Raw genomic sequence first — 11,770 nt, forward strand, 5'->3', positions numbered from 1 at the left:
TTAAACTTCTAGTGGCTTCGGCCTTACACCATGCTTACGTGTATCTTCTTTTGTAAGCACTTTAAAACTTTCAGACTTCGGAAATTTATGCGCCAACTCCAATAAAGATTCTGGCAAACCTGTAAGTTTTCTAGCCTTAAGGTCTATCCAACCTCCTTGCATTTCACAATGGGCTAAATTGTTTCCGTCTGTATCATAGAAATTATGCTCAAACATAAAGAGCATACCATCTTCACTTATGCCAGACACTTCAATGGTCACAGTAATGGGTGCTCCAAGAAAAGATTCTTTAAAATAATACATGTGCTCATAAAATACTACCGGACCAATATTGTGCTTTTTAATTTCGGGCATAGAAAAGCCATATTCAGCAAAAAAAGCCATTCTGGTATGGCTCATAAAATTGGTATAGGCAGAATTTGCTAAATGGGCATTGGCATCTACATCACTCCAACGGATTTCAAACTGTTTTTTGTACATAAATTGTTTTTCAGATCAAAAACGCAAAGTTATAAAAGTCTCTTGGGTCACCTCAATACTTTTCAAACTATTTAAATAGCGCGTTAAACATTCATTTTTGTACCTTTGCACAACTTTAATCGCATCGTATTAATGATACAATCTATGACTGGTTATGGGAAATCTGTTCTGCAACTCCCAACCAAAAAAATATCTATAGAACTAAAATCACTGAATAGCAAGAATTTAGACATAAATGCACGTATGCCATCGATGTACCGAGCAAAAGAGCTCGAAATTAGAAAGCTAATAGCAAAGCATCTGGTACGTGGAAAGGTGGATTTTTCGCTCTATGTTGAAATCACAGGTGAAGATACAAGTTCTCAAATCAATAAGACTGTAGTAAAAGAATACATCAAACAACTAAAGGATGTTGTTGATGGTGATACTACAGAATTACTTAAAATGGCAATCCGTTTACCAGATGCGGTTACCACAGAACGAGATGACATTGATGAAGAAGAATGGACCTTAATCGCCAATGGCATTAATGATTCCGTCTCTAAAATTGTTGCCTACAGAAAAGACGAAGGTGCTACTCTAAAACAAGATTTTTTAGATAGAATTGTCACTCTTAGACGTTTGTTGGAAGAAGTTATTGCTATGGATCCAGATCGTATTGATGGTGTAAGGGCAAGATTGGAAAAAGGTATTGCGGATATTAAGGAAAAAGTGGATGAAAACCGTTTTGAACAAGAGCTTGTCTATTATATCGAAAAATTTGATATCACCGAAGAAAAAGTACGATTGGAAAATCATTTAGATTATTTTGAAAAAGCCTTAAATTCTGATGATTCCAACGGAAAAAAACTAGGGTTCATTTCTCAAGAAATTGGAAGGGAAATTAATACCATAGGCTCAAAATCCAATCACGCGCCTATGCAAAAATTGGTTGTACAGATGAAAGATGAGCTAGAAAAAATTAAGGAACAATTATTGAATGTCCTTTAATAAAATTTTAGTCAATGTCAGAAATTAAAACCAAAAAACAAGGTAAGCTCATTGTTTTTTCAGCACCATCAGGCTCTGGGAAAACGACTATTGTTAGGCATTTATTAAAGCAACCAGAATTAAATTTAGAGTTTTCAATCTCAGCAACTTCGCGCGAAAAACGTGGCAATGAAATTCATGGTAAAGATTATTATTACCTCTCCTTAAAAGAATTTAAAAACAGGATAAAAAATGATGAGTTTTTAGAATGGGAAGAAGTCTATCGCGATAACTTCTATGGTACACTAAAGACAGAAGTTGCTCGTATATGGGCTAAAGGAAAGCACGTTATTTTTGATATTGATGTGTCTGGAGGCTTACGTATTAAACGTAAATTCCCAGAGCAAACTTTAGCAGTATTTGTAAAACCACCAGACCTAAACGAATTAGTAAGACGTTTAAAAGATCGTGGCGAGGAAAGCGAGGAAAAAATAAGCATGCGTGTAGCAAAAGCTCCGGCTGAACTAGCAACAGCACCTCTTTTTGATGAAATCGTGGTTAACTCTAACTTAGATGAAGCTTTGGCAAATGCCTATAAATTGGTTTCTGATTTTATAAATGAATAGATACTGGAATAAATTTAGCTGATAATGAAAATTGGTCTATACTTCGGAACATTTAACCCTATACACATTGGTCATTTAACTATTGCAAATCATTTAGCAGAGCATAGTGATCTAGATCAGGTCTGGTTCGTAGTGACACCTCAAAGTCCTTTTAAAACAAAAAGTAGTTTACTGGATAATCATCAAAGATTAGAGATGGTTTACCGAGCAACCAAAGACTATACTAAATTAAGACCTAGTGATATTGAGTTTGGGCTAAAGCAGCCCAACTACACAATAGACACGCTCACTTATCTCGGTGAAAAATTTCCTGAACATGAGTTCTCATTGATTATGGGAGAGGACAATCTAAAACATTTTCATAAGTGGAAAAACTATGAACTTATTTTAGAAAATTACAACATTTATGTTTACCCTAGATTGTCAGATGGTAAGGTGAACACAAAATTTAACAATCATCCGAAAATTTTTAACATTTCTGCGCCAATAATGGAGCTGTCTTCGACGTTTATACGACAAGAAATAAAAGCGGGAAGAAATGTTCGTCCCATGTTATCCGATAATGTGTGGCATTATATAGACGAAATGAATTTTTATAAATAATTTAGTAGTTAACCCTCTCAATTTTTATTATTCTTTAAAAGAATAATTATTTTTAATTAAAATAAATTTGAAAAAGAAATGACGTTTACCATAGTATTTTTGACAGCTATTATTGCTCTGATTGTTTCAAAAATCAGAACCATAGTACTGAGAAATAATTTAGATGATGTAAATGAAAAACGCCTTTTAATTACAGGAAGTTTACTGATACTTTTTTTTGTTACTAGTGCAACCTTACCCTATCCAGAATCATTATATTGGTTTATTGGATTAGGAGTAGTTTTTACAGGTATTCTATTATCTTTTAATGTATTAAAGAAAGAGTTTAAAAGATTTTTGAAATTAAGAACTAAAGACAAGGTTGTAAATGTTCTTTTTTATAGCCTCTTTATTGTAGTCACTAACATTTACCTCTAAAAATGATAGAATGCATTTTCTAAATGTTCTATTTTAAACCCCTTCTTTTCTTTTACAATTGCAATAATATCAAAACGGACTTCTACATCTAAGTCGTTTTCGGTGACGTATTCATGTACCGCTTTCACCAAGTTTTTAATTTGCTTAGGTTTTACAAAGTCTTGCGGATTTCCAAAATCTATAGTAGAACGTGTTTTCACCTCAATTATGGCTAGGATATCACCTTTTTGAGCAATAATATCTACTTCAGCTTTGTCAAACCTGTAGTTACGCTCAACAATTTCATAGTTGTTATTAGCTAGATAATTTACGGCTAGTTGCTCTCCTTTTTTGCCAAGTTCGTAATGCTGTGCCAAGTATTTATATTTGAATGATTGTGAAGTTTTTCAATAAGGCTAAGAAATTTATTCAAAAGTTAAAGTGCTTTCCTTTTTATCTACCTTCAACTCAACTGTTCTTCCTAAAACCAAAGCGCGATTATCTTTTTCATGTCCTGCAGGCATATTAAATGCAATTGGGAAATCATATTCCTTTAAGGCATCTAAGACAAGTTGTTCTACTGAAGTTCCCCATAGCGTGGTGTTTTTTCTTAGCTTAGACATATCACCTACCACTAATCCCTTTAGGTTATCAAAATAGCCAGCACGTTTCATGCTCTGTAACATGCGGTCTATATGATATTTGTATTCACCAATTTCTTCAATAAATAAAATTTTCCCTGATGTATCAATACTTTCCTTAGAACCCAACATAGTATGTAATATGGTAAGGTTTCCGCCGACTAGCTGACCTGAGGCTTCACCGTTCCTATTGTATTCTGAACCCTCTAATATGTAATTGGTAGGATTGCCAAACAAAGCAGATTTAAATGTTTCTATTGAGCTCTTTACATCCTCTAAATCCTTAGTCAGACTAACGCACATAAGCGCATGGAGCGACTCATATCCCTCATTATGTAATTGATTGTGCAATGCTGTAATATCACTGTACCCAATCACCCATTTAGGGTTTTTCTTAAACTTGGAATAATTTAATTTATCTAAAATACGCACGGTTCCATAACCACCTCTTGCACACCAAATGGCACTGATTTTAGGGTCGTCCATGGCGCGTTGTAAATCTTCACAACGTTCATCGTCAGTGCCGGCAAAATGATCTGCTTTGCTAAAGACATGTTTTCCTACTACACTATGTAAACCCCAACTTTTTAATAAATCAACGGCTTGTTGTACTTCGCGCTCTCGGTTTTTTAAAATTCCTGATGGAGCAACAATAGCTACGGTGTCACCTGCTTTTAAGTATGGAGGTCTAATCAATTCGGTTATCATGTCAGAAGATTTATCATTATCATTTTGAGCAAAGGCATAATTGCCCATTCCTAATATAATGGCCATACAGAGGAGTAAAATAGTGCGTCTCAAAATCATAAAAACTGCTTTTTGTAAATGTACATTTTTTTTCTAATTCGACTTTATAATGTGTACTTTTGTAGCTTGAAAAAAACCATCCTTTATGTCTAAAAGATATACCATAACTGCTGCATTACCATACACTAACGGCCCAATACATATTGGTCATTTAGCAGGTGTTTATGTACCAGCAGATATATATGCTAGATATTTAAGGCTAACAGGCAATGATGTGGCTTTTATTTGCGGAAGCGATGAGCATGGAGTTCCGATTACTATAAAAGCCAAAAAAGAAGGTGTTTCGCCTCAGGATATCGTAGATAAATATCATAAGATTATTAAATCCTCATTTGAGGAATTTGGAATTACGTTCGATAATTATTCACGTACTTCAGCTAAAATCCATCACAAAACAGCGTCTGAGTTCTTTAAAACTCTATATGATAAAAACGAGTTTGTAGAAGAGGTATCAGAGCAGCTTTACGATGCCGAAGCCAATCAGTTTCTAGCAGATCGTTTTGTGACAGGTACTTGCCCTAAATGCGGTAATGAAGAAGCTTATGGCGATCAGTGCGAAAACTGTGGTACTAGCCTTAATGCTACGGATTTAATAAATCCAAAATCAGCCATAACAGGAAATAAACCTACTTTAAAAGAAACCAAACATTGGTTTCTACCACTAAACAAGCACGAAGACTTTTTAAAAGAGTGGATTCTAAAAGGTCATAAAAAAGATTGGAAACCAAATGTCTATGGCCAGGTTAAATCTTGGGTTGATGATGGTTTGCGTCCAAGAGCGGTAACGAGAGATTTAGATTGGGGAATTCCCGTACCTGTTGAAGGTGGTGAAGGTAAAGTCCTTTACGTTTGGTTTGATGCACCTATTGGTTACATATCCGCAACCAAAGAATGGGCAGAACGCGAAGGAAAAAACTGGGAAGATTACTGGAAGAATGAGGACACAACTTTAGTACACTTTATTGGTAAGGATAATATTGTTTTTCACTGTATTATTTTTCCATCAATGCTTAAAGCTGAAGGATCTTACATACTACCAGAAAATGTGCCTGCCAATGAATTTTTGAATCTCGAAGGTAATAAGCTTTCAACCTCAAAAAACTGGGCGGTTTGGTTACCAGATTATTTAGAGGATTTTCCTAATCAACAAGATGTATTGCGATATGCTCTAACTGCAAATGCACCAGAAACTAAGGATAACGATTTTACTTGGAAGGATTTTCAGGCCAGAAACAATAATGAGCTGGTTGCTATTTTCGGTAATTTCATTAATCGTGTAGTGGTTTTAACTAACAAGTATTACGACGGAGTTATTCCTACATCTTCTGAATATTCTGAAATTGACGAAGAAACTTTAGCAGCTGTAAAGGCCTATCCAGCAGTAATTGCTAGTTCAATAGAGCGTTACCGTTTTAGAGAAGGGAGTCAAGAGCTAATGAACTTGGCACGACTTGGTAACAAATACTTAGCAGATGAAGAGCCATGGAAAACTATAAAAACTGATGAAGCGCGTACAAAAACAGTAATGTTTGTGGCTCTACAGATTGCCTCTGCCTTAGCAGTTTTATGCGAGCCGTTTTTACCGTTTACCTCAACAAAATTAAAGTCAATTCTTTGTCATTCTAAACTTGACGAAGAGCCTACTTGGGACAACGTTCCAACAAAAGATATCTTACTTCCTGCTGAACATACCATAAAAACAGGAAAACCAGAGTTACTTTTTTCAAAAATTGAAGATTCTGAAATACAGAAACAACTCGATAAGTTAGAGGCTAATAGAAAAGCAAACGAAGCGGCCAACAAAACGGTAGAACCTCAAAAAGATGAAATTACCTTTGATGATTTTTCTAAACTAGATTTACGTGTTGGTACTATTTTAGAAGCTGAGAAAATGCCCAAAACAAAAAAACTTTTAGTTTTAAAAGTAGATACTGGCATAGATACACGTACCATAGTTTCTGGTATTGCAGAAAGTTTTTCACCAGAAGAGGTGATTGGTAAACGTGTTACTGTTTTGGTGAATTTGGCTCCAAGAGCGCTTCGAGGTGTTGAGAGTCAAGGTATGATTTTAATGACGGAAGATGAAAACGGTAGTCTGGTTTTTGTTAATCCTAGTATTGAAGGGGTTTCAAATGGGTTGAAGATTAGCTAGTCTTTTAATATCTGATTATACTGGTTTGAATTTTTATGGAGAATAATGTAAAACTTTACTATTCTTTACTAAACTCGCGTTAAAATTGTTTCTTGTTGACGTGGTTTTTGATAAATTTATATTAAAAATCAACTGTTATGAAAGCAATTAACTCACTTCCTCTATCTCAAACTATTTTTTTACTTCTCTTATGTTTTGGTCTATCAATTAGTGCACAAGAAGATTCAGAAGTTTTGGAGGCTTATGAAGACTATACTGAAGCAGCTCGTGAAGTCGTTTATATGCACCTTAACAAATCCACTTACATTAAAGGTGAGTCCATAGGTTTTACAGCATATGTGATGGATAAAAAAGATAAAAAGCCATCACTACTTACCACTAATCTGTATGTGAGTATTGAGGATGAAAATAAAAATGTAATCAAACAAAAGCTTATACGCGTAGATGATGGAGTAGCTTCTAATTCGTTTGAGGTTGATTCCCTTTTTTCTTCTGGTTATTATAATGTAAAAGCATATACCAATTGGATGCTGAATTTTAACGAGCAAAATCACTATGTAGAATCTGTAAGAATCATTAATCCAGAAACTGAGGAATATATAGAGGAAGAACGCATAGAAAATACGGTTGATGCTCAGTTTTTACCAGAAAGTGGACATTTACTTAGTGGTGTTATTAATAATGTAGGAGTTGTTATAAAGGACAATCTTGGTTTTGGAATTCCCAATGCTAAAGGTGAAGTTGTAGATAGTGACAATCAAATATTATCAACATTCGAAACCAATAAGTTTGGTATTGGTAAATTTCAATTGTTACCAAGTACAAATGAAACCTATAAGGTTAATATTACGAGCGCCAACAAAGATTTTACGGTCAACCTTGATCAGAATGTTGAACCAAGAGGTATTATTATGTCCTTAAAAAGCCTAAAATCTAAAGTGTTTGTCTCATTAATTACCAATGATGAAACTTTAGAAAGCATAAAAGGCAACCGATATACCCTAATGGCTCATAATGGTGATAACTACGACATCATGGATATCTATTTTACTGATGAAACCGTTGTTACCAAAGCCATTGATTACATTAATACAGCAACAGGTGTAAATATCCTAACACTATTTAATGGAGAAGACAAGCCAATTGCCGAGCGTTTATTCTTTAATCATAATGGTATAGATGTGTTAAAGACCAATGATCTTTCTGCGTCTAGAAAAAGAGATACAGTTACAGTGAACTTAGGCTTTAAGGGTATTAATTCAGAAACTATAAACTCCTTGAGTGTATCTGTTTTGCCAGAAGAGACAAAATCTTATAATAGGCACAACAATATTGTGTCTTACACGTATCTACAACCTTATTTAAGAGGTTATATAGAGCAAGCAAAGTACTATTTTACAGATGTGGATGCCAAAAAGCAATACGAATTAGATAACTTATTACTTACCCAAGGTTGGAGTAGTTATGACTGGAACACCATTTTTCAGAACGCTCCAAACCAAACACATACTTTTGAGCAAGGCATAAGATTAAAGGCAAATCTCGCTAGCGACATAAGTGATAATGACGACAACTCATTTTTAATGCATGCCGTTGCTGATGAGGAACCAAGAATTTTTTCGCTTTCTGAAGGTGAAAATAGTTTTTTAATAGACAACCTTTTCCCTGTTGGCTCTGATAAGATTTATGTCTCCAAGATGACAAAGGTTAACGGTTTATTACCAGCTTCATTATATTTTCAGAGTTTTCCAAGCGCAATCCCGCGATTAACTACGGATTCTAGAACATTAAACCCTAAACACGATTATAAAATAGAGGCCAATATAAAGCCCAATGTATTCAAAGAATTTAATTTTGATGAAGTCCAAGCACTTAATGAGGTTGTAGTGCAAAGTGAATTGGATAGAAAGCGTACAAAAATGCGCGAATTTGGAAAGCATAAATTTGGTAAGATTTCCGTTATAGAAGAAGAAGATAGGCTATTGTTTAACACGCTTGGCCAGTTTCTAGTTTCAAAAGGTTTTAATGTTATTGATAATCAAGGTGAATTTGCGGTAGAAGACCGAATGTATTTTGCAGATAGAACTCCTAATGGCTCACGTGTGGGTCCTGAGTTTTTCTTAGACGGAATGTATATTGCCGATACACAAATATTTTATCAATATTCACTGACCAACGTCGGTTATATTGAAATTAACAGGCAAGGGATTGGTGAGGGAGCCAGAGGTGCAAGAGGTGTAATTAAAATTTACTCTAGCACAAAAGGCTCTAAAAGTACCAACAACCAAGATACCGTACAAGATTTTAAGTTACCACTATCGTTTAGCGCAGAGAAAAAATTCTATGTCCCTAAATACCAATCATACTTTAGCGATTTTTATAAAGGTTATGGTGTTATTGGTTGGGAACCAAAAGTAAAAATTGATGAAAAGGGTATAGCTAGTTTTAAAATAGTGAAACCGAGAGGGAACATAAAATTATTTATAGAAGGAATAGCAAATGACGGTTCGTTTGTTTTTGAAGAGAAAGCCATTTCTCTTAATTAACACCTTACAACCTCTGCTTCAACCTGCTAAATGTTTAAAATTTAGCAGGTTTTTTAATAATTCTTCAAGTAAATTTAGGTTTTACTTAAATATTATTAAAGTTTGGCATTAAAATTGAGAGGTTTCTTACAAGCTATAAATTATTAATCTCTAAAACCATCGCGTTATGAAAAACTCTACTCGATTTCGTATTTCAAAACTATTTATTCTATTAATTTTTCTCAGCAGTTTATCTTTAAATGCCCAAGACAAGGCTAAAGAAATTGTAACCCAGTACCAAGATTATACCTCGGATGCAAGAGAAGTTGTATATGTGCATCTAAATAAGTCTGCTTATATTAAGGGAGAAGCTATTGGATTCACTGCTTATGTCCTCGACAAAAAAGATAAAAAACCATCTAAGGTTACTACAAATCTTTATGTAAGTATTGAAGATGAAAATAACAACGTCTTAAAACAAAAACTTCTCAAAGTAGAAAATGGTGTTGCGGCTAACATCATTAAAATTGATTCAAGCTTTAGCTCTGGCTATTACACTTTTAAGGCTTACACAAACTGGATGAAAAACTTTAACGAGCAAAACTATTTTGTAGAGTCTGTTAAAGTTATAGACCCTAAAACAGAAAAAACCATTATAACTGAGTCGGTTAAAAATTCTATTGATGCTCAGTTCTTACCAGAAGGTGGACATTTGCTAAATGGTGTTGTTAATAATGTTGGTGTGGTTTTAAAAGACTATAAAGGTTATGGTGTACAATCCGTAAAAGGTGAAGTTGTTGACCAAGACAACAACCTGATAACTGAATTTGCCGTGAATGAATTGGGTATCGGAAAGTTTCCGCTTTTAGCCGAAATAGGTAAATCCTATAAGATAAATATCAAATACTTAAACAAAGATTATAGTTTTGATTTTAACGAGCAAGTTGAACCTCTTGGTGTAACGCTCTCTCTTGTTAAGCATAGAAATAAAGCTATTGTGGCACTTATGACCAACAAGGAAAGTTTAGATTTGGTTAAAGGAAAGCCATATCAAATGACAATTCATAATGGAGATAATATCGATGTTACTGAAATTGTATTTAATGAAGATCTAACTATTATGAAAGCTTTTGAGCTAGATAATATTGCGGCTGGCGTAAATGTTCTTACACTATTCAATGAAAATAATGAACCAATTATAGAACGCTTATTTTTTAACTATAATGGCATAGATATTATTGCTTCTAACGAGCTCTCGGCTGTTAAGGCTAATGATTCTATAACAATGAAACTCAACTTTAAGCAAGTTAACCCTTCGCTTATAAATAATATGAGCGTTTCTGTTTTGCCACAAGAAACATCATCTTATTACAGACATCACAATATTTTATCTTATACCTATCTTCAACCCTATGTAAATGGTGTAGTTGAAAATGCTAAGTATTATTTTTCAGATATCACTGAAGAAAAGAAAGTAGCGCTAGATAATTTATTGATCACGCAAGGTTGGAGCAGCTACGATTGGAATACAATTTTTGCGCCTAATCCTGGTCTTACTCATACGTTTGAGCAAGGTATAACTTTAAGAGCCAATATTAATGCTCAGTCAAGAGACAAAGAGGAAACCTATTTGGTGCATGCTGTATCCAATCAAGATCCACAATTTTATGAGGTTGATAATGATATAAGCAAAGCTTTTACAGTAGAAAATGTTTTCTTAAACGAAGATGATAAGCTTTATTTATCTAAGGTCAATAAAAATAACGAATTAGAACCTGCGAAGCTCTATCTGCAATCGTTTCCTAGCAAAATTCCATCATTTCAAACTAATGCTGGGATTATAAAACCTAAGTGGGACTATGAAACATATGCAGGATTGACAAATACAAATATTTCATTTTTAAACTTAAACGAAACACAACAATTAGATGAAGTTCTTGTAAAAACCAAAGCAGGAAGAAAAGAATTAAGAACCCGAGAATTAAGTCAAGGACGCAATGGCAGGGTGCATGTTGTAGATGAGGATGACGTCATTCAGTTTCAATCAATTGCCGACTTCCTTGTATTCAGGGCAGGTTTGACAAAAAGAACCGTAAATGGAACCACTACCGTAACCACGTTTTCTGGCGGTGTACCTGTAATATTCTTGGACGATATGCGTGTGCTAGACAGATCTATAATTGATAATCTGCCGTTGCTCTATGTGGATTTCGTCGAAGTTGATAGACGTGATATTAGTAGAACATCGAATAGTTCTGGCGGAATTGTTAAAATTTATACAGATTTTAAAAATAGACCTAGTAACAATGTAAAGACTACACAAGATTATGAATTGCCACTGGCATTCAGTACAAAGAAGAAATTCTATGTGCCTAATTATAAATATTACAACGATGATTTCTTTAAAGGTTATGGTACTATAGATTGGAAGCCTGAGCTTGCAACAGATGCCAATGGAAATGTTACATTAAAAATAGCTCAGCCAGAAGTTCCTATTACATTATTTATAGAGGGAATAGCAAACGACGGTTCGTTTATTTTTGAAGAAAAATCTATATCATTAAATTAGAT

General features: G+C 34.2%; 10 protein-coding genes. 7 read left to right on the forward strand and 3 right to left on the reverse strand.

Annotation, left to right across the window (positions count from 1 at the left end; genetic code table 11):
* A complete protein-coding gene (locus ACQ65V_RS04235; protein WP_430467002.1) occupies positions 1–480 on the reverse strand; it encodes an acyl-CoA thioesterase in 480 nt (159 codons plus the stop codon).
* Between the two features lie 132 nt (positions 481–612).
* Between ACQ65V_RS04235 and ACQ65V_RS04240 the strand changes: the two genes are divergently transcribed.
* The 4 genes from ACQ65V_RS04240 to ACQ65V_RS04255 all read left to right on the forward strand — a co-directional run bounded on the left by ACQ65V_RS04240 (position 613) and on the right by ACQ65V_RS04255 (position 3,095).
* Entirely contained in the window at positions 613–1,470 is an 858-nt protein-coding gene (locus ACQ65V_RS04240) for a YicC/YloC family endoribonuclease (protein ID WP_155088019.1), read from the forward strand.
* A gap of 14 nt (positions 1,471–1,484) precedes the next feature.
* Positions 1,485–2,075 (forward strand): guanylate kinase, encoded by a 591-nt coding sequence (gmk, locus tag ACQ65V_RS04245; protein ID WP_430467003.1) that lies wholly within the window; start codon positions 1,485–1,487, stop codon positions 2,073–2,075.
* A gap of 24 nt (positions 2,076–2,099) precedes the next feature.
* A complete protein-coding gene (gene nadD, locus ACQ65V_RS04250) occupies positions 2,100–2,678 on the forward strand; it encodes a nicotinate (nicotinamide) nucleotide adenylyltransferase (RefSeq protein WP_155088017.1) in 579 nt (192 codons plus the stop codon).
* Positions 2,679–2,756: 78 nt separating this feature from the next.
* Positions 2,757–3,095 (forward strand): hypothetical protein, encoded by a 339-nt coding sequence (locus ACQ65V_RS04255; protein ID WP_430467004.1) that lies wholly within the window; start codon positions 2,757–2,759, stop codon positions 3,093–3,095.
* Here the strand turns inward: ACQ65V_RS04255 and ACQ65V_RS04260 are convergent.
* Both ACQ65V_RS04260 and ACQ65V_RS04265 read right to left on the reverse strand, forming a co-directional pair.
* Complete coding sequence (locus tag ACQ65V_RS04260; RefSeq protein ID WP_273289722.1) at positions 3,092–3,451, reverse strand: YraN family protein; 360 nt, start codon at positions 3,449–3,451, stop codon at positions 3,092–3,094. The genes ACQ65V_RS04255 and ACQ65V_RS04260 overlap by 4 nt on opposite strands.
* A gap of 48 nt (positions 3,452–3,499) precedes the next feature.
* Complete coding sequence (locus ACQ65V_RS04265; protein WP_430467005.1) at positions 3,500–4,489, reverse strand: S66 peptidase family protein; 990 nt, start codon at positions 4,487–4,489, stop codon at positions 3,500–3,502.
* 118 nt (positions 4,490–4,607) lie between these two features.
* Between ACQ65V_RS04265 and metG the strand changes: the two genes are divergently transcribed.
* The 3 genes from metG to ACQ65V_RS04280 all read left to right on the forward strand — a co-directional run bounded on the left by metG (position 4,608) and on the right by ACQ65V_RS04280 (position 11,768).
* Positions 4,608–6,674, forward strand: coding sequence for a methionine--tRNA ligase (metG, locus tag ACQ65V_RS04270; RefSeq protein WP_430467006.1), 2,067 nt, complete (start codon positions 4,608–4,610; stop codon positions 6,672–6,674).
* A gap of 137 nt (positions 6,675–6,811) precedes the next feature.
* Entirely contained in the window at positions 6,812–9,220 is a 2,409-nt protein-coding gene (locus tag ACQ65V_RS04275; RefSeq protein ID WP_430467007.1) for a hypothetical protein, read from the forward strand.
* A gap of 166 nt (positions 9,221–9,386) precedes the next feature.
* A complete protein-coding gene (locus ACQ65V_RS04280; protein ID WP_430467008.1) occupies positions 9,387–11,768 on the forward strand; it encodes a hypothetical protein in 2,382 nt (793 codons plus the stop codon).
* Positions 11,769–11,770: the final 2 nt, after the last annotated feature.

This window comes from Winogradskyella ouciana, assembly GCF_965284585.1.
Taxonomy (GTDB): domain Bacteria; phylum Bacteroidota; class Bacteroidia; order Flavobacteriales; family Flavobacteriaceae; genus Winogradskyella; species Winogradskyella ouciana.